This is a genomic window from Dermacoccus abyssi (genome assembly GCF_003515945.1).
GTDB lineage: Bacteria > Actinomycetota > Actinomycetes > Actinomycetales > Dermatophilaceae > Dermacoccus > Dermacoccus abyssi.
Genome location: NZ_QWLM01000009.1, coordinates 102,006 through 120,708, shown reverse-complemented (window position 1 = coordinate 120,708; position 18,703 = coordinate 102,006). Strand labels below are relative to the sequence as shown.

The window sequence follows — 18,703 nt, the reverse complement described above, 5'->3', positions numbered from 1 at the left end:
CACCGAACCCCAGATCGGAGCTGACGACCTGCCCGCAATCACCGCCTGAACAACCCCAACGAAGGAACGCAGCGCTACACCACTACCCGGGACTTGACCGCACGAGGACGTCGCTGGCTCGCGCATAGCCGGTCGATCAACATCCCCGGTCAGTACAGCTAGGCGCCAGCCGGGCTGGCAGACCCTGTGATTTCAGCTTCTGCGGCGGGTCCCCGATCGACGTGTTGCACCGACTTTTCCGCGCCACCACTGGCCGCAGCGATTCCGTCGCCGACATGGTTGCGAAGGTCCTTTCGCGAAAATACGTTGAGCTCACGAATTCCTCCTGGCCCACACCCAGAACCTCGGATAGGTGCCTGCGGGCGCAAATTCCTCCGAGGAGGAAGGAGGACTGGATGTGGACATCAAGTCGAAACAACCAGTCGGTGCGAAGTCCTGCGAACAGGGCAAGAGCCCAGAGATGCGAAGGCATCTCCAGGCTCTTGTTTGGAAGTTCCTGCAAGGTGTAGCACTAGCAGAAGGCTCCTTGCTGGGCGACCTTCTGCGGCAACACCTAGGAAACTAGCCATTTCCTAGTCGAGGGTCCGTCTGGTTGTCGAGTTCCTGCTCGGCGGACCCTCTCAACACGCCCGGCGAAAGTTCTAATCCCTATCGCGGGCAATATCTGCGAGAACCTGACCTGTGTCACACTTTGCTCGGCGGTACTGTCATCCCGCCAACGAAAGCGGGTCACAGCGCCGCTAGTGGACTGTGAGGTGATTCCAATGGAATCACCTCACGATGGGCGACCTCGCGGGCGGTGGGCAGGCGAGTGTTCTCGAAGCCTGACCCGGCCTCCGCTATAGACGACGCTGAATACGATCGTCGTCGGCGCACTGAGCGTGTGGGCCGGCTTCCTCTTTCGGCGTAGCGCCCGCGAGTTTTGGAAGGACCAGCCTCGCAGGTGGGGCCAGAGACCGCGAAAGATCACCGGGTTAAGCGTGGATCCCTAATGCCGGAGCCACGGCGTCTGGGGGTGGTTGTCGGCGCCTACCGGAAGTATGTCGGACATGACTGGCGGTTTCTATTCTCGTCCTGGGGGCATCCCGCTTGGCGTGCGATTCGGCCATAGCGAGAGGACCGACGCTCGCCCTTGGGAGAAGCCCGAGCCCTTCGGCCTCATAGAGCCTCGCGAGCGGCACGTGAGCATGCTCGTCATTGACGAGTGGCAGCAAGGCTTCGCGGTCGCCCTTGGCGATGAGGTCGGCATCGACTCCGGCGCTTCCAAGGCCGTCTAGCCGAAGCGATCAGACACGCTGATCGACGGAGCTGGCCGTTTCGACGGGGACGATCCGTTCGCGCTGCCCGTCGCACGATTGATTAACGCCGCCGGTCAGAAAGGCTAGAAGACGCCCCCTTCTGTCAAGACCTGCTGTCGAGCTGGGCCAGCAGCTTTTCGTGCGTGCGCCAGAAGATGTCCGGGGCCTTCTTGGCTTCCTTGATCCACAGCGGCCCCTGCACGGTTTCCTCGGTCCAGATGTGAGTGCCCTTCGCACTCGGAGTCAGGATCCATGCGTGGTAGCAGCGCGACTCGTCGGAGGCCTTGGGGAAGGCGTACCAGGCGAGGCGATAGCGCTCGGTATCGAACTCATGGACGACACAGCGCATGTCCTGCCCTGCGAGGTTCGCCTCGAACTTCGTCCCCTCAGAGAGAGTCGCGCCGCCGTCTTCGAGACTCAGTTCTTCGACCGAAGGGTAGAGGTGCTGCCACTTCGAGGTTTCGGTGAGTGTGGCCCACACCTGTTCGGTGCCGGCTGCCATCAATCTCATTCGTGAAGTGGATGGGTGAAGGGCTGGGCAGCATCTCCTCGGGCCAGTCGATGACTTCAAACACGCTTCCCCCTGGTCGTTTACCTCGTTGAGGTGGTTGGTCTTGCCGGATGGTCAGGCGATGCGTGCGCCGCCGTCGACGTGGATGGTCTCGCCGGTTACGAACGACCCTTCGAGCAGCCACAGGACGGCACGTGCGATGTCGTCGTTCCGCCCCACTCGGCCGACCAGGGTCGCGCGCCCGGAGTCCTTGAGAAATTCGTGCTTCGCGTTGTCTCCCATCGCATCCCAGCTGCCGGAATCGATGATGCCGGGCGAGATCGCGTTGACCCTGATGGGAGCGAGCTCCTTTGCGAGATGCGTGACGGCGTAGGTGACCGCCCCGTTCGTGATGCCCATGACGGCGTATCCGGGCGACGGGTTCCGCGCGGCGACGCCGGAGAACAGCAGAAGGCTGCCGTCGGGGCGAACCCTCTTGGCTGCATGCTTCGCCAGCAACATCGGACCGATCACCTTGGCCTCGAAGGCGGAGACGACATGGTCGTGGTCGAGCTGCGAGACCGGCACGTTGTGATGCGCAGACGCGGTGGTGACGATGTGATCGAGTGGTCCGACCTCGTCCAGAGCGCGCACGATGCTGTCTTCGTCGGTGATGTCGATCCTGACAGCTCGCGCTCCGGGGATCCGCTCAGCGGCCTCGCGCCCTTTCACCAGGTCGCGAGCACCGATGACAGGTGTTGCGCCTGCTTCGTGGATGGCGTTCGCGATGGCGAACCCGATATCGCGCGCACCGCCGATGATGAGGATGTTCTGGCTGGCCAGGGGCAGGGTGGTACTCATGGGGTTCTCCCTTGCGTTGCGGCAATGAGACGCGTTATGCGGGGATCAGATGTGGCGACGCTCGCGCGCGTCCAGTCGCAGGGTGACAAAGGCAAGGGCCAACCCTGCTGCGGTCATCATAGCGCCGACGATGTTGACCGAGGCGTACCCGAAACCGGCCCCGATGGCGGCGCCAGCGAGCCACACAGCCAATGGGTTTCCGAAGTTGAACGAGCCGATATCGATCGCCGAAGTCAGGGTCGGCGCATCAGAGGCGCGATCGAGGACGACCGTCTGCAGCGGAGGGGTCGCTGCCATGCCCAGAGCGCCGCTGACGAAGACGAGGACGACGGCCGGTCAGTACAAGTCGTACCGATCAGATACGCGGATCGACGGAGCTGGCGTTTCGACGGAGACGATCCGTTCGAGCCGACTGCTTTCATCGCACGAGTTGCCTGAACGCTTCCAGAGCCGGTCTGCCTCGAGTTTGCGCAGGTGTGTTGCTCCCGGCCCATGTGTGCAATGTTCGAGGCGTGTCGTGTGCAAAGTACGGCGCATCTCGACATCGGGTCGGCTGACTGACCGTGAAAAGGTCAGGTTGTGCGTGATGTTTCGTGCACAACCTGACCTTTCGGCGTCAGCCAACCCATCGGCCGGTTCAGCGTGAACTCCACCCACCGCGTCAGCGCGTCGGTGAGACTGGTTGTCGGGACGCGCCGTGCCGGGCGTCCGCCCCGACGACGCCCGAGGTGACGATGACGACGCCGACGTTCACCACCGAATCTGAACGCCACGTCTGGCAGACGTTGACCGATGCGATGCCGCCCGACTGGCAGGTCGTCGCCAACGTGCGCCTCATGACGGAGCGGCGCGACCACGAGGTCGATCTCGTCGTCCTCATCCCAGACGCGGGCATCGTCGTTGCCGAAGTCAAGGGCGGCAGCGTCTACTACGAGGACGGTGGCTGGTGGCTCACCTCCGGTGGGCAGACACGCAGCATCGATCCCATGGGCCAGGTCTCCGACGGCCTCTACGAACTGCGGCGCTATGTCGAGGAGGACCCGCGGTGGTCCGGCGGCCGCGTGCGCTGGACGAAGGCGCTCATCGCTCCGTACACCGACTTCGCCGACGACTTCGCCGCCCCTGAGAGCCCGCGCTGGGCCGTCCACGGCCGCCGAGACATGGACGACCTCACCGCTCGGCTCGAAGCAGCCGCGCGCAAGGGCGACCTGGCCGTGCCGAGCGCGGCGCAGTGTGACCTCCTCCGCGAGATCCTCGCGGGACGCAGCCTTCCCGTGCGTGACGTCGTCGCCCTCGCCGCCGAACACGAAGCGCGCGCCGAACGACTCACCGCCGAGCAGGCCACTCTGCTCAAGGTGACGCGCCTGCTCAACCGCGTCGAAGTTCGGGGCGGTGCCGGTAGTGGCAAGACCGTGCTCGCCCTCGCCCAGGCGCGCGAACTCGCGCGCGGCAGTGCGGAATCGCCCGCGCAGCGCGTCGCCCTCGTCTGTTACTCGATCGGCCTCGCCGCCCACTTCAAGCGGCTCACTGAGACCTGGCCGCGACGCCAGCGTCCCGCGTTCGTCGGCACCTTCGAGGAGCTCGGACGCTACTGCGGCATCGACGAGTTCGGCGCTCGCGACAACCCCGACTTCTGGGAGCGCGAGCTGCCGGAGCAGATCGCCGCAAAGGCCGCCGAGTTGCCCGACGGTAAGAGGTTCGACTCCTTTGTCGTCGACGAGGCGCAGGACTTCGCCGACCTGTGGTGGCAGCCCGTCGTCGCGCTCCTACGCGACCCCGACCAGGGCGGCCTCTACGTCTACTCCGACGAGAACCAGCGGGTCTTCGATCGCTTCGGTCGCCCGCCGATGGCGCTCGTGCCGCTCGTTCTCGACCGCAACCTACGCAACACCAAACAGATCGCCGAGGCGTTCCGTCCCCTCGCGCCGGCGCGCATGTACGCCGGCGGCGACTCCGGCCCCGACGTGGAACTCGTCCGGTGCACGTCGGACGAGGCGATCAATGCCGCGGACGACGTCGTCGACAGCCTCTTCGAGGACGGTTGGGAAGCCACCGACATCGCGTTGCTCACCACCGGTCGGCGCCACCCCGTCCAGGTCGAACAGCAGGAATCGCTCGGCCAGGAAGGGTATTGGCGTTCGTTCTGGGACGGCGACGACGTCTTCTACGGCCACGTGCTCGGCTGCAAGGGGCTCGAGCGTCGCGTCGTCATCCTGTGCGTCAACGAGAAGGTCGGCCAGGAACGCGCCCGCGAACGCCTTTACGTCGGCATGTCACGTGCAACCGAGCAGCTCATCGTCGTCGGCGACCCGGACGTCATCGCCGAGATCGGCGGCCCAGGCGTCGCGGCGCGGCTCGGGTGCGGCCGATTGATCGCGAAAGTGTCAGGTTGTGCGTGATATTTCGTGCACAACCTGACGTCTCCGCGTCACTCGCCGGTGGGATCGTCGGCCGCGTTCGTGTCTACTGGGTCGCGTGAGTTCAGCCGAAGAGCACGATTACGCCGCCAGCATCGCCCGGGCGCTCGAGTCGCAGGACGAGTCGCTGCGACTGCGCGCAGCCCTCGCGGCGGGCACCCACCCGCATCCGAGCCTCGTCGAGCCCCTCGTGCGCCGGTGCGGAGTCGAACCCGACTTCTTCGTCCGCGAGAACCTCTCCTGGGCGCTCACGCGCCTGCCGGCCGACGACGTCCTGCCGCGCCTGCAGCGTGAACTCGCCTCGAAGAACCTCTTCGCGCGCACCCAGGCCGTCCACACCCTGTCGAAGATCGGCGACCGCCGTGCCTGGCCGTGGATCACCGCCGACCTCCTCCACGACCCCGACGACGACCTCGCCCGCACCGCCTGGCGCGCCGCGGCTGCCCTCGTCCCCGACGACGAGGTGAGCGCCCTCACCGGCGAGCTCGTCAAGGAACTCGGCCGCGGTGACGACGGCGTCCGCATGGCCCTGAGCGTCGCGTTGCTCGGCCTCGGCGAGCCTGCCGTCACGCCCGTTCAAGCCGCCATGAAGAGCCCTGAGTCCGCCGTCGCGGAGCACGCCCGCGCCACGGAACTGATGCGCACGCGCCCCGACCTCGCCTTCGCCGGGGCCCTCGAGGAGGCCAAACGCATCATCGCCATGGGCGGCGCGACGGGCTGACTCACCCCTCGAGGCGCACACGCTCACCCAACGGGCTTATAACGATTCGCCCTTTCGGGCGTGTGAAGTGTGATCTGCGCCATGATGCCTGATTCTCTGGGAGAAGTTCGTTTCTGCCTTATGAGAGATCCCCATGGACACCACGTACAAAATCATCGCGCTGACGATCTATTTCGGCGCGATGCTGGCCATCGGCCTGTTCGCCTTCCGCCGCACCAACGACGGTGACGACTACATGCTCGGCGGCCGTCGCCTCGGGCCGTTCACCGCGGCCATGTCCGCCGGAGCCTCGGACATGTCCGGCTGGCTCCTCATGGGCCTGCCGGGCGCGCTCTACATGAGCGGCCTCGTCGAGTCGTGGATCGCCATCGGCCTGCTCATCGGTGCGGCCGTCAACTGGCTGTTCATCGCCCCGCGCCTTCGTGAGTACACGGCTCTGGCGAAGAACTCCATCACCATCCCGAGCTTCTTCGAGAATCGTGTGGACGACCGTAGCCGCGCCCTGCGCGTCGCCGCGGGCCTCGTCACGCTTGTTTTCTTCACGTTCTACGTGGCTTCCGGCATGGTCGCCGGCGGCACGTACTTCGAGTCGACGTTCGGTGGCAACTACATGCTCGGCATGTTCCTCGTCGCCGGCGTGACGCTCGCGTACACCCTGTTCGGTGGCTTCCTCGGCGCCACCTACACCGACATGGTGCAGGGCCTCATCATGCTCGCGTCGCTCATCGTCGTTCCGCTCATCGCGATGTTCGCTGTCGGGGGCCCGGGCGAGATGTTCGACACCGTCAGCCAGATCAAGCCCGAGTTCACCTCCCTGACGGCGTCCGCCACCTTCATCGGTGTCGTCTCGTCGCTCGCGTGGGGCCTCGGCTACTTCGGTCAGCCGCACATCATCGTGCGCTTCATGGCGCTGCGCAGCTCGAAGGACGCCAAGGTCGGCACCGTCATCGGTATCGGCTGGATGCTCCTGTGCGTCCTCGGCGCGATCTTCACGGCGCTCGCGGGCCTCGCATACTTCCAGAAGCACAAGGACGCGCACCTCACCGACACGAAGAAGGGTGAGACCGTCTTCCTCGACCTCGCCCAGCAGGTGTTCCACCCGGCCGTCGCGGGCTTCCTGCTCGCCGCCGTGCTCGCCGCCATCATGTCGACGATCTCGAGCCAGCTCGTCGTCACGAGTTCCGCGCTCGTCGAGGACCTTGCCGGCATCCGTCAGAGCCGTCCGATGACGGCGAACCAGCAGCTGTGGGCCGGTCGCGCCGGCGTCGGCATCGTTGCCGTCGTCGCGATGCTGCTCGCGATGCAGCGCAACGACTCGATCCTCGAGCTCGTCGCGTTCGCGTGGGCCGGCTTCGGTTCGGCGTTCGGTCCTCTCGTTCTGCTGTCGCTGTTCTGGCGCCGCCTCAATCGTCAGGGCGCCCTCGTGGGCCTCGTGACGGGTGCGGTCGTCTCCTTCGTCTGGGGCAAGTTCGAGCTCGACACCAAGTGGGGCCTGTTCGGCGACCAGCACCTCTACGAGATGGTGCCGGGCTTCCTCCTCGGCCTGCTCGCGGCCATCGTCGTCTCGCTCGTGACGCCGGCGCCGTCCAAGGAGGTCACCGACACCTACGACGAGATGCTGCGTCTGCACCGCTCGCCGCGTACGGACGAGGAACTGGCCGCCAAGGCCTGACCCGTTCCGTTACGAATCGATCGGCGCGCAACCTGCATCGGGTTGCGCGCCGATCGGCGTCAGCGGGGATGTCGGAGTCAGCCGGTAGGTTGCTCGCATGAGTGACATCTGGAGTCGTGTCCATGACGAGCGTCGGACGCTCATCGCCGACCTCGCAGGTCTGCCCGCGCAGGCCTGGGAGCAGCCGTCGCTCGCGGCCGGGTGGACGATCCACGACGTGGCGGCTCACCTCGTCGACAATGCGAGGACGACCCCGCTGCGGCTGGTCGTCGCCATGGCCAAGGCGCGGTTCGACTTCGACCGGCAGAACGCGAACGGCGTCGCTGCTGCGAAGGGTTCGTCGCCGGAGGAGACGCTCCAGAGGTTGCGTGACGTCGCCTCCCGGCGTTCCGGACCGCCCGCGCCGAAGGCGAGCCGCCTCGTCGAGGAGATCGCGCACGGAGAGGACATCCGACGCCCTTTGGGTATCGAGCGTGACTATCCCGTCGCGTCCGTTCTCGACGCGCTGGACTATCAACTGCATACCCCGCAGCGCTTCGACGGGGCCAAGGAGTTGTTGGGTGACGTTCGGTTGGTCGCCACGGACGCAGACTTCTCCGCTGGCGACGGGCCGGTCGTCGAAGGCTCTGCGCTCGACCTGCTCATGGTGGCGACGGGCCGGGCACCTCGCACGGAGGGGTTGAGTGGTGCGGGTGTTGCGCGCCTCGTGGAGTTGGGCCGCGCGACAGCCTGACGAAGGCGAAGGGGCATCATGCCAAACGTCAACCAATATTGCCAATCGGCTGGGGTTCTGCCGCCGAGCTTGGCATGGTGGAACGCGAGCACGAACTTTCACCGGCCCTGCCAGCGCGCCGAAGCGGCTTGCGCGAGAGCTTGATTTCCTGCGGGGCTGACGACCTGAGGAGGAATGAATGTTCACGCGCTCCATGGAAGAAGTCGAAGCCGTCGAGTGGGGAAGTGGCACGAGCCACCGCCTCGTCACCGAGGGCGACAAGATGGGCTACGCGATCGCCCGCACCCTCGTGCGTGCAGGCACCGAGTCGAAGCTCGAGTACCGCAACCACCTCGAATCCTGTTACTGCATCTCGGGTTCGGGCAACGTGGAGGACACGAACGGCAACGTCTACGAGATCACGCCGGGCACGGTCTACGTCCTCGACAACCACGACCCGCACTACCTGCGGGCCTCCGAGCACGAGGACATGGAACTGCTCAGCATCTTCAACCCGCCGATCACCGGCAACGAGAAGCACACGCTCAGCCCTGACGGGTTCAGCTCCTACTGATCGGAGCCAGCGGACGTCGGACTCGGCGTTCGCCGACGAGGGCGAGCACCTCACCGTCGCGCAGCGCGCGGGTGCGGTGCTCGTTCTCGTTCGGCGTCAGCGAACTTCCCAGGGCTCGACGTCGCCGGGCACGACGTCGAACGACGGGTGCGGTTTTGGGCGCGCGGTGACGACGACCGCCTCGAACCACTCCGGGTCGCGAGTCTCGACCTTCGCACGCAGGTGCTGCCACTCGTAGTCGAGTTGGCCGGCGGTGACGCTCAGGCGGAGGCCCTCATCGGCGGGGCGTGACACGCGGGGACGGTCGAACGAATAGCCGCGGGCGTCATCGGCGAGGGCATGCAGGTAGGTCGCGATAGCGACGAGCGGGTCGTCGGTCGCCGAAACCGTTGCAGCTGCGGGCGATGCGTGTATCCGCGCGTCCCACCGGCGAGCACCTTCTGCGCGAGCAGCGCCTCGCGCCAACCGGCCTCGAGCGCGCGACGATCGAGCTGGGAGGGGTGCAGGCTCCACAGGCGCACGGCTACTCCTGCCGCCAGGTGAGCCGCGGCGACGCGGGCGTCACAGCCAGTCCTTGCGCTTGAACCGGCGCCGGTGACACCGGTCCCTCCGCGACGTGCGCGAGCCGACGGCCCTGGCACCAGTGATCGTCCCCCCCTCGCCCCGCGATGCGATCCGAATCGGGGGGGTGAGGGGCGTCAGGAGCGTTGCAGCGACCTGCCCCCGTCTTTCCCGATCACACCCCCTACGCACTCGTCACCGCCGCTGAAGCTCCGGCATGCTGGCCCCACCGGCGCCAGGCCCGCCCCGGGCATCGTCCAGGACGGGATCGGCGAAGGATCCGTGCACAGAGCCGGCCCGCGACCGCCGCTGGAGCAACGATCGCGGGCCGGGTGCATGACGGCCCGGGATCAGGCGGGGATCATGCCGTGGGGATCGATGATGAACTTCTCCGAGACACCGGTATCGAACTTCGCGTAGGCGTCGGGGGCCTCGTCGAGGCTGATGACCTTGGTGTTGAGCATGTCGCTGAGGTAGGGCATGCGGTCCCACAGGATCGACATCATCAGCTCACGGTTGTAGTGCATGATCGGGGCCTGGCCGCCGGAGATCCGAGGCGACTTGATCCACGCCTTGCCGAAGTCGAGCGGGTAGGTGCCTTCCTGCTCGGCCTTGGAGGAGGCCAGCGGGTCGGGGCCGTAGACGCCGACGATGCCGGTGGCACCGCCTGCGCGGGTGGCGTCCATGACCTGGTTGATGGCGTGGGCCGGGCTCATGTCCTTGGCCTCGCGGCCGATCCCGTGGGCTTCGTTGCCGACGTAGTCGACGGCGCAGTCCACCATGGGTTCGCCGAGGATGGCCTCGATCTGATCGGTCAGCGGCACGTCCTGGTTGAGGTCGATGGTCTCGCAGCCGTTGTTCTTCATCAGGTCCAGCCGGTCCTGGTGGTAGTCACCAACGATGATGCAGGAAGCGCCCAGGAGCCGGGCTGCTGCGGCGCCACAGCGTCCCACAGGTCCGGCGCCGGCGATGTAGACGGTCGAGCCGGGCTTCGCCCCGGCCTCCATGAGGCCGTGGAACGCGGTGGGCAGGATGTCCGAGAGCAGGGCGAGGTCACGGATCTTCTCCATGGCCTGGTCCTTGTCCGGGAAGCGGAGCAGCTGGAAGTCGGCGTAGGGGACGAACAGGTACTCCGCCTGCCCACCCTGGAAATCACCCAGGTTGAACCCGTAGGCGCCGCAGGACACGTCGGGGTTCACGGTCTCGCACACCTCGGTGTGGCGGGCACGACAGTTGCGGCATCGGCCGCAGGCGACGTTGAAGGGAACCGAGACCAGGTCGCCTTCGGAGAGGAATTCGACGTCGGAGCCGATCTCAACGACCTCGCCGGTCATCTCGTGCCCCATCACCATGCCCTGGGGGACGGGGAAGGAACCGCGGTAGATGTGCAGGTCGGAGCCGCAGATGTTGGTGGCGACGATCTTGAGGATGACCCCGTGCGGGGCGCTCTTGCCGTTCGGCATCTCGAGCTTCGGGAAGTCGAGGGTCTCGACGCGCATGTCCTTGACGTTCTGGAACACGACGGCGCGGTTGCTGCTTGCCATGACGATCTCCTCCAGTTGGGGATGGCCCGGTCGCGGAAGTGCCACGGTCATATGGATGCCCGTCGTCCGCGACCTCGGGTCGTTTCGAGCATAGGACGAACGGAGCCTCGTGCTCCACCCTGGCGCCTGCCGCCGCTGCGGCGACAGGCGCCACGGGCAGGTGGGCCGTGGAGGACGGGGCCGTGCTCCGACCGATCGGTGGAACGCGTTGCTAGTGTCGCCGGCATGGTCGAAGCACGCAGGTCCGCACCGTCGGACTCCACACCTGTTCAGCCCGACGTGCAGGTTCTCGGCGCACGCGAGCACAACCTTCAGGACATCGACCTCACGGTGCCCCGCGACGCACTGGTGGTGTTCACCGGGGTCTCCGGCTCGGGGAAGTCGTCTCTGGCGTTCGGAACCCTGTTCGCGGAGTCCCAGCGCCGTTATCTCGAGTCCGTCGCCCCCTACGCCCGTCGCCTCATCGACCAGGCAGGCGTCCCGGACGTCGATTCCATCACGGGCATGCCGCCGGCCGTCGCTCTTCAGCAGCAGCGCGGGGGCCGCAGCGCGCGGTCCTCAGTAGGCAGCATCACCACGCTCTCGTCACTGGTGCGCATGCTCTACTCCCGGACCGGCCACTACCCCGATGACCAGCCGATGCTCTACGCCGAGGACTTCTCCGCCAACACCGTGCAGGGCGCATGCCCGGAGTGCCACGGCATCGGCCGGGTGTACGAGGTCACCGAGGACACGATGGTGCCGGACCCCTCACTGACGATCCGCGAGCGGGCCATCGCCTCCTGGCCGACGGCCTGGCACGGTCATCAGCTGCGCGATGTGCTCGTCGCACTCGGCTACGACGTCGATGTGCCCTGGAAGGACCTGCCGAAGGAGGAGCGGGACTGGATCCTCTACACGGACGAGACGCCGTACGTCCCGGTCCACTCGCGGCTCACGCTCTCCGAGGCGCAGGCCGCGACCGCGGCAGGCGTGGAACCGAGCTACTCGGGCACCTTCGTCGGAGCTCGTCGGTACGTCCTGGACACGTTCGCGAACACCAAGAGCGGATCGATGAAACGGCGCGTGGCGCAGTTCCTCACGGTTGCTCCCTGCCCTGCCTGCCATGGGAAGCGGCTGAAGCCGGAGGCCCTGTCCGTGACGTTCGACGGCCTCGACATCGCCGATCTCTCCGCTCTGCCCCTCGCGGAGCTCTCGACGCTGATCGACCGGGCGGTCGAACGGGCCACCAGCGCTCTCGACAGGGCCGATTCGGCGGGCAGCACCGGTGGCCGGGCTGCCCGACGCGACGCCGGGCAGCGGGCCGACTCCGCGGGATCAGCGCCCGCGGCCGCCGACGGCGTGATCCCGGCGCCTGACCGCTCGGTCGAGAAGCTGGCAGCGACAGCGCGATTGGGCGCGGAACTCGTCAACAGACTGCGGCCGATCATCGATCTCGGTCTGGGGTACCTGTCCTTGGACCGCACTACACCCACGCTCTCCGGCGGGGAGCTGCAGCGACTGCGACTCGCGACCCAGCTGACCTCCGAGCTGTTCGGTGTGGTCTATGTGCTCGATGAGCCGTCCGCTGGGCTTCATCCGCAGGACGTCAGCGCGCTGCTCGGCATCCTCGACGGGCTCAAGCGCCGGGGCAACAGCCTGTTCGTGGTGGAGCATTCGGTGGACGTGATGCGGCACGCCGACTGGCTGGTCGACATCGGGCCCGGCGCGGGTGAGCGCGGCGGCCGCGTCGTCTACAGCGGGCCCTACGAAGGGCTCGCCGAGGTGGAGGAGTCCGTCACCCGCGGATACGTCTTCGGGGGCAGCGGCCTGCCCCACCGGACGCCTCGCGAGCCGCAGGGATGGCTGAAGCTCGAGCACGTCACGCGCAACAACCTGCGCGACGTGTCGATCTCCTTCCCGCTCGGGGTGTTCACCGCCGTCACCGGAGTGTCGGGATCAGGCAAGTCCAGCCTGGTCAGCCAGGCCCTCCCCGCGCTGCTCGACGAACGGCAGGGACGAGCTGACCAGGCGGAGGACGCTGACGCCGCCGAAGGGAACGAGCTCCTGCTGTCGGACGAGCCCGACGAGCTCGAGGGAGAGATCCGCGGCGACGTCGACGGGGTGCGCCGCGTCGTGAGCATCGACCAGAAGCCCATCGGGCGCACCCCGCGCTCGAACGTCGCCACCTATACGGGCCTGTTCGACCACGTGCGGCGGAGGTTCGCGGAGACGCCCGAGGCTCGCGCTCGCGGGTACAAAGCGGGCACGTTCTCCTTCAACGTCACCGGCGGTCGCTGCCCGACCTGCAAGGGCGAGGGATCCGTCATGGTGGAGCTGCTCTTCCTCCCCTCGGTCTACACCGAGTGCCCCGACTGCCACGGCACCCGCTACCAGTCCAGCACGTTGGAGATCGCCTGGCGCGGCCGCAACATCGCGGAGATCCTCGCCATGAGCGTCGAGGAGGCCCACGACTTCTTCCACGGCGAGTTCGACATCATGCGGTCGCTCGCGGCGCTGGTCGACGTCGGCCTCGGGTATCTCCGTCTCGGACAGCCGGCCACCGAGTTGTCCGGAGGTGAGGCGCAGCGGGTGAAGCTCGCCTCCGAGCTCCAGCGATCCCAGCGCGGGGACACCCTCTACGTCCTCGACGAGCCGACGTCCGGGCTGCACAGCGCCGATTCCGATCGGCTCGTGACGCATCTCCAGACCCTCGTGGACGCAGGCAACACCGTCGTCGCGGTCGAGCTCGACATGCGCATCGTCGCCGTGGCGGACCACGTCATCGACCTCGGGCCCGGGGCGGGGGACGATGGCGGCACGGTGGTCGCCTCAGGCACGCCCGCGCAGGTCGCCTCGTCCGGAGCCGGTGCGTCGGCACCGTACCTTGAGGCCGCGCTCCGGGAGGCCGCCTCCCGGACGTGAGCGTCGGACGGCTGCGACGGGGTCGATGACCTCGTCGCAGGGAGCGCATCGGACGAACAGGCTGCGTCGCCTGATCGGCGACCCTCGAACGACGCTGACCGGACGTCCTGCGGCGTCGTCGACGTCCTCGTGCCCCGACGTCCCGGCGTCCCGGATGAGATGGCCACGGGCGCCCCGTCGCTGACGTACGAGGTCTGCACTGGCTGACGGGCCAGACGCTCACATTCGGCCAGGCCCGGTGAAGAAGCCCCACCGTCGATGGCGGAACGTCAGCGACGACCTCCGGGCCGAAGGTTCTTCTCCGTCCCCCACCACCCGGCCCGAGAATCGGCAGCCATCACCTGCCGGTACCTCGATGAGCGCAACGACGACTGCACCCGAGTCGTCCTGCACCCGAACCACGCCGCCCGGTACGGACGGCGTGCGGCTCGCCCCCACGGGCGAGCCGTCATCTCTCGCAGAACGGAGCAGAACATGGCAGACGAATTGCATGGCAAGCGGATCGCGATCCTGGCCGCGGACGGCGTCGAGCGCGTGGAGCTCGAGCAGCCGCGACAGGCGCTTCAGGACGCCGGGGCCACGACCGTGCTGCTCTCGCTGCACGATGGCGAGATCAAGGCCCGCGAGAACGACCTGGACGAGGCCGGAACGTTCTCGGTCGACGCCCTGGTGAAGTCCGCCTCGGCCGACGAGTACGACGCCCTGCTGCTTCCCGGCGGCACGGTCAACCCCGATCAGCTGCGCATGGACGCCGACGCCGTCGGATTCGTGCGCGACATCATGGTCGCCGACAAGCCGGTCGCCGCGATCTGCCACGGACCGTGGACGCTGGTCGAGGCCGGTGTCGCGAAGGGTCGGACGCTGACCTCGTACCCGAGCATCCGCACCGACCTGCGCAATGCCGGAGCGAACGTCGTCGACGAAGAGGTGGCGCGCGACGGGAACCTGATCACCAGCCGCTCGCCCGAGGATCTCCCGGCCTTCAACGCCGCGATGGTCGAGCTGTTCAGCCAGGAGAAGTGAGGAAAACATGGTCAACGTTGCATTGTCGGTCGTCGTTCACGCCAAGCCGGGGAAGGAGCAGGACGTCGCGGACTTCCTCCGCAGCGCCCGCCCCATCGTCGAGCAGGAGGAGGGGACGCAGGCCTGGTTCGCCCTGCAGTTCGACGCATCGACCTTCGGGATCTTCGACGTGTTCCCCGACGACGAGGCCCGCCAGACCCACCTCTCGGGTGGCGTCGGGCAGGCACTCGCTGCGCAGGGAGCTGATCTGTTCAGCACCGAGCCGAGCATCCAGAACGTCGACGTGATCGCGTACAAGCTGCCCGGCGAGACCGCCTAGAGCATCAGCGTCGATTGACATCGGGGTGCGGCCCCGATCGGCTCCACAGCCGTGGCCGCGGCTGTGGAGCCGATTCACCGCACGTGCCAATCCAGGACGGAGCTGCTGATCCCGTCCTGAACGAGGCTACGAGCCGTCCCTCGTGCGCAGCGCCGTGCCCAACTACCTCCTCGCGGAGACGACCGCCGAGACCGTCAAGGTCGTGCTCACCGGCGAGGGCGCCGACGAACTGTTCGCCGGCTACGCGCACTACCGCGACATCGACGAGGCCCGCGACCTCGCCGACGAACTGCGTCGCGGCATCAGCGGCCTGCACAACCTCAACCTCCAGCGCTGCGACCGCGTGACGATGGCGCGTGGACTCGAAGCGCGGGTGCCCTTCCTCGACCGCGACCTCGTCGACCTCGCGGGCTGCATTCCGATCGAGTGGCGCCTGCCCGGCGAGCTCGGCCAGGAGAAGGCGCTGCTGCGCGAGGCATTCACCGGCTGGCTCCCCGACGATCTGCTGTGGAGGCCAAAGGAGCAGTTCGGCGACGGCAGCGGCACTGCCGACGTCATGACCGAACGCGCGGCCCACCTCGTGCCCGAGGACGACTGGGCCGACGAAGGCGTCGCCGGCCCGCCCGCGCCGCGCACCCGCGAAGAACTCGCCTACCAGCGGATGTTCGCGACACGCCTCGCCGGCGTGAACTCGCACGTCCTGGGCCGGTTCGCGACGGCGTGACGCGTGGCGCGTGGTGCGAAGCGCCAGGCTCAGCGCGAGTAGCGCACTGTGCCGCCCGTGTAGCGGTACCCGATGGGGAACTCGGTGGTGATGACCCCGTTCGGGTAGTCCACGAGGACCTCGTCGGAGTACGCGTCCGCCTCGTCCGCGGTGGCGAAAACCCCGAGCACGGTGTTGTGAGGGGACTCGTCGTGCTGGACGATCCAGACGGAATTCGGCTTGCGTCCGGTCGACCCGGTCGGTCTGCGCATGCTCGTCATGGTGGCACGCCGATGGCGGCGTAACACCGGCGAGCGCCCCACCCTGCGGGGTTCGATCCTGCGGTGGAAGCCACCCGATCCCTCCGTACTGAACGGTAGGTGCTCCGTGGGCGGCACCATGGCCTGAAGAGGTCGCTCGAGCACGCGAGTGACCTCCGGACGTCACGCACACACACCCATGAGGCGTCGACCAACAGCTTCGACAACAAGGGGAGTTGGCTCAGTTGGCAACGGAATCCGCACACCGACCGGTCGAGAGCGCCGTCGTCGTCGGCGCTGGCATGGTGGGCCTGGCCACGGCGTGGCACCTTCAGGAACACGGTGTCGAGGTCACCGTCCTCGATCGCTCCGGGGTGGCCGCCGGCAGTTCGTGGGGCAACGCCGGCTGGATCTCCCCGGGCCTGTGTGTGCCGCTTTCCGACCCGTCGGTGCTCAACTACGGCCTCAAGTCGCTGCTTGATCCAGACTCGCCGCTCTACGTCCCGTTCAAGCCGGATCCGTCGCTCGCTCGCTTTCTCCTCGGCTTCGCGCGCCGATGCACGACGGGTCAGTGGAAGCGGACGATGGCCACCTTCGTGCCACTCAACCAGCGCGCCATCGGCGCCTACGCCGCCCTCGAACGCGGTGGTGTGCAGGCGACCCCGCACGAGGCGCCGATCGTCGCCGCCTTCAAGAACCCGGATGACGCCGCGGGCCTCGAGCACGAGTTCGACATGATCCGCGGCGCCGGGCTCGACCTCGAGACGGAAGAGACGAGCCCTGACGTCCTGCGCCGCACGGTGCCGATCATCAGCGAGCACGTCCAGCGCGCGGTGAGCATTCGCGGGCAGCGCTTCATCAACCCCGGCGATTACGCCCAAGCTGTGGCGGACGCCGTCACCGCCCGTGGCGGGCGTGTCATCACGGGCGCCAACGTGCGCGCTTTCCAGCACGTGCGCGAAGGCGTGCGCGTCGACCTGACCGCGGGTGAGCCGTTCACTGCTGACGTCGTTGTGGTCGCCACGGGCGCGTGGCTCCCCGAGCTGACGGCGGGCTTCGGTGTGAAGGTTCCCGTGCGCGCCGGACGCGGGTACAGCTTCAAGCTGCCCATCACCGACCCGGCAGCTCGCCCGGTCGCTCACCCCATCTACTTCCCGTACGAGCGCATCGCGTGCACGCCGATCGACGACGGCCTGCGTGTCGGCGGCACGATGGAGTTCTGCGACACGGACGACCCGCTCCACGTGGGCCGCGCCGACGCCATAGCCCGCAGTGGCCGCGACCTGCTCACCGGCGTCGACTGGGAGGCGCGCGACGACCTGTGGTGCGGCAACCGGCCCGTGCCGCTCGACGGCCTGCCGCTTGTCGGAGCGACCCGGGTGCCGGGCGTCTACGTCAACGGCGGGCACGGCATGTGGGGTATCACGCTCGGCCCGCTATCAGGCGAACTTCTCGCCGAACAGATCGTCACCGGACGCGTTGCCGACGAACTGCGTCCGCTCGACCCGCTGCGCTGACCACTCCGGACAGCCGAACGCGAAAAACGGTCCGCACCGAACCGGTGCGGACCGTTTCACGTGAAACGTCAGATGACGTCGACCGACTCGTGGTCGCCCACGCCCTGCGCGAGACGTGCGAGGTGGTAGCGGGTGTCACCGAAGGTGCGCTCGATCGATGCGAGGCGTGACGTGTAGTGACCGACTGCGTACTCGGCCGTCATGCCGATGCCGCCGTGCAACTGGATGGCCTCCTGGCCGATGAGACGCCCGTAGGTACCCACGAGGTACTTCGCGCGGGAGACCGCGTCGACGTCGACCTCCTCGGCCAGCGCCATGGCGGCGAACAGCACGGCGCTGCGCGTCAGCTCGACGCCGACGTACATGTCGGCCGCGCGCTGCGTCAGCGCCTGGAACGTCATGAGCGGCACCCCGAACTGCTTGCGCGTCTTGAGGTACTCCACCGTCATGCCGAGGGCGGCTTCCATCGCGCCGATCGCCTCGCCCGACTGAGCGACGTTCCCCAGCGCCAGTGCGGCGTCGAGTACCTCGCGACCGCCGAGGCGAACGGCTGAGGCGCCGTCGAACGTCGCGACGGCCCGGTCGACCGAAGGCGCCTCCACGAGGTAGACGCCGAGTTCGCCGTCAGCCAGCGCGGTCGTGACGACCGCATGTGCCTCGCTGAGATCGGTGTTGCCGACGCCGACGCCGCTCAGCGTGACGCCGTCACCCGAGCCCGTCGCCGTGCGCGTCGGCTGATCGGGCGCCCAGACGCCGCCCTTCTCACCGAAGGCGGTGAGTGCGACCTTCTCGCCGCCGATGACGTCGGCCAGCAGGTCGCTCCCCGCGGCGTCGAGCGCAGCAGCCGCAGCCATGGCGTCGGCGTAAGGCAAAGCGACTCGAGCCTTGCCCAGCTCCGAAGCGGCGAGAGCGACCTCGATCGACGAGGCGCCGAAACCGCCTGCGTCCTCGCTGAACGGCAGGCCGAGCAGGCCCATCTCCGCCATGCGCGACCACCCGGTGGGGTCAAACGGCTGCGGGCCCGTGGGGGCGCCGTTGCCGTCGTCCTTCGGCGTGAGGCTCGAGGCCATGTCGCGCACGGCCGAGGCCAGCGCGCGCTGTTCTTCGTTCGGCTTGAAATCCATGAG

The 18,703-nt window shown here is 67.6% G+C and carries 19 protein-coding genes; 11 read left to right on the top strand and 8 right to left on the bottom strand.

Annotated elements, in window-relative coordinates:
• Positions 1–1,049: 1,049 nt before the first annotated feature.
• Positions 1,050–1,277 (top strand): hypothetical protein, encoded by a 228-nt coding sequence (locus D1832_RS09325; protein ID WP_147362661.1) that lies wholly within the window; start codon positions 1,050–1,052, stop codon positions 1,275–1,277.
• 124 nt (positions 1,278–1,401) lie between these two features.
• On the opposite strand, the gene D1832_RS09320 is transcribed toward D1832_RS09325, so the two are convergent.
• The 3 genes from D1832_RS09320 to D1832_RS09310 all read right to left on the bottom strand — a co-directional run bounded on the left by D1832_RS09320 (position 1,402) and on the right by D1832_RS09310 (position 2,946).
• Positions 1,402–1,809: an SRPBCC family protein gene (locus tag D1832_RS09320; RefSeq protein ID WP_206609377.1), complete on the bottom strand. Its 408-nt coding sequence runs from the start codon at positions 1,807–1,809 to the stop codon at positions 1,402–1,404.
• Between the two features lie 114 nt (positions 1,810–1,923).
• A complete protein-coding gene (locus D1832_RS09315; RefSeq protein WP_118913610.1) occupies positions 1,924–2,649 on the bottom strand; it encodes an SDR family oxidoreductase in 726 nt (241 codons plus the stop codon).
• A 45-nt stretch (positions 2,650–2,694) separates the two neighbouring features.
• Complete coding sequence (locus D1832_RS09310) at positions 2,695–2,946, bottom strand: hypothetical protein (protein ID WP_118913609.1); 252 nt, start codon at positions 2,944–2,946, stop codon at positions 2,695–2,697.
• Positions 2,947–3,383: 437 nt separating this feature from the next.
• Between D1832_RS09310 and D1832_RS09305 the strand changes: the two genes are divergently transcribed.
• The 5 genes from D1832_RS09305 (at position 3,384) to D1832_RS09285 (ending at position 8,745) form a co-directional block, all read left to right on the top strand.
• Positions 3,384–5,048 carry a nuclease-related domain-containing DEAD/DEAH box helicase gene (locus tag D1832_RS09305; RefSeq protein ID WP_118913625.1) on the top strand — a complete coding sequence of 555 codons (1,665 nt, stop codon included), beginning with the start codon at positions 3,384–3,386 and terminating at the stop codon, positions 5,046–5,048.
• Between the two features lie 76 nt (positions 5,049–5,124).
• Positions 5,125–5,787, top strand: a complete 663-nt coding sequence (locus D1832_RS09300) for a HEAT repeat domain-containing protein (protein WP_118913608.1) — start codon at positions 5,125–5,127, stop codon at positions 5,785–5,787.
• Between the two features lie 133 nt (positions 5,788–5,920).
• Positions 5,921–7,459: a sodium/proline symporter PutP gene (putP, locus tag D1832_RS09295; RefSeq protein WP_118913607.1), complete on the top strand. Its 1,539-nt coding sequence runs from the start codon at positions 5,921–5,923 to the stop codon at positions 7,457–7,459.
• Positions 7,460–7,556: 97 nt separating this feature from the next.
• The gene (locus D1832_RS09290; protein ID WP_118913606.1) at positions 7,557–8,192 is read left to right on the top strand and encodes a maleylpyruvate isomerase family mycothiol-dependent enzyme; all 636 of its coding nucleotides are present in this window, start codon (positions 7,557–7,559) and stop codon (positions 8,190–8,192) included.
• A 178-nt stretch (positions 8,193–8,370) separates the two neighbouring features.
• Positions 8,371–8,745, top strand: coding sequence for an ectoine synthase (locus D1832_RS09285; RefSeq protein WP_118913605.1), 375 nt, complete (start codon positions 8,371–8,373; stop codon positions 8,743–8,745).
• 96 nt (positions 8,746–8,841) lie between these two features.
• Here the strand turns inward: D1832_RS09285 and D1832_RS16210 are convergent, their stop codons facing one another.
• The 3 genes from D1832_RS16210 to D1832_RS09275 form a co-directional block, all read right to left on the bottom strand.
• Positions 8,842–9,039 (bottom strand): hypothetical protein, encoded by a 198-nt coding sequence (locus tag D1832_RS16210; protein ID WP_415557225.1) that lies wholly within the window; start codon positions 9,037–9,039, stop codon positions 8,842–8,844.
• Positions 9,006–9,266 (bottom strand): pyrimidine dimer DNA glycosylase/endonuclease V, encoded by a 261-nt coding sequence (locus D1832_RS16205; protein ID WP_420841329.1) that lies wholly within the window; start codon positions 9,264–9,266, stop codon positions 9,006–9,008. Before D1832_RS16205 ends, D1832_RS16210 begins: the two co-directional genes overlap by 34 nt.
• A gap of 390 nt (positions 9,267–9,656) precedes the next feature.
• A complete protein-coding gene (locus tag D1832_RS09275; protein WP_118913624.1) occupies positions 9,657–10,850 on the bottom strand; it encodes an alcohol dehydrogenase catalytic domain-containing protein in 1,194 nt (397 codons plus the stop codon).
• Positions 10,851–11,075: 225 nt separating this feature from the next.
• Between D1832_RS09275 and D1832_RS09270 the strand changes: the two genes are divergently transcribed.
• The 4 genes from D1832_RS09270 (at position 11,076) to D1832_RS09255 (ending at position 15,820) form a co-directional block, all read left to right on the top strand.
• Positions 11,076–13,754 (top strand): excinuclease ABC subunit UvrA, encoded by a 2,679-nt coding sequence (locus tag D1832_RS09270; protein WP_118913604.1) that lies wholly within the window; start codon positions 11,076–11,078, stop codon positions 13,752–13,754.
• A 474-nt stretch (positions 13,755–14,228) separates the two neighbouring features.
• Positions 14,229–14,777, top strand: coding sequence for a type 1 glutamine amidotransferase domain-containing protein (locus D1832_RS09265; RefSeq protein ID WP_118913603.1), 549 nt, complete (start codon positions 14,229–14,231; stop codon positions 14,775–14,777).
• A gap of 7 nt (positions 14,778–14,784) precedes the next feature.
• Positions 14,785–15,096, top strand: coding sequence for a putative quinol monooxygenase (locus D1832_RS09260; protein WP_047310908.1), 312 nt, complete (start codon positions 14,785–14,787; stop codon positions 15,094–15,096).
• A 142-nt stretch (positions 15,097–15,238) separates the two neighbouring features.
• On the top strand, positions 15,239–15,820 hold the full coding sequence (locus D1832_RS09255; protein WP_118913602.1) for an asparagine synthase-related protein: 582 nt from the start codon (positions 15,239–15,241) through the stop codon (positions 15,818–15,820).
• A 29-nt stretch (positions 15,821–15,849) separates the two neighbouring features.
• Here the strand turns inward: D1832_RS09255 and D1832_RS09250 are convergent, their stop codons facing one another.
• Entirely contained in the window at positions 15,850–16,071 is a 222-nt protein-coding gene (locus D1832_RS09250; RefSeq protein WP_118913601.1) for a hypothetical protein, read from the bottom strand.
• 233 nt (positions 16,072–16,304) lie between these two features.
• Between D1832_RS09250 and D1832_RS09245 the strand changes: the two genes are divergently transcribed.
• A complete protein-coding gene (locus D1832_RS09245) occupies positions 16,305–17,576 on the top strand; it encodes an NAD(P)/FAD-dependent oxidoreductase (protein ID WP_241510955.1) in 1,272 nt (423 codons plus the stop codon).
• Positions 17,577–17,644: 68 nt separating this feature from the next.
• Here D1832_RS09245 and D1832_RS09240 read toward each other — a convergent pair whose 3' ends face one another.
• Positions 17,645–18,700 carry an acyl-CoA dehydrogenase family protein gene (locus tag D1832_RS09240; RefSeq protein ID WP_118913600.1) on the bottom strand — a complete coding sequence of 352 codons (1,056 nt, stop codon included), beginning with the start codon at positions 18,698–18,700 and terminating at the stop codon, positions 17,645–17,647.
• Positions 18,701–18,703 lie beyond the last annotated feature (3 nt).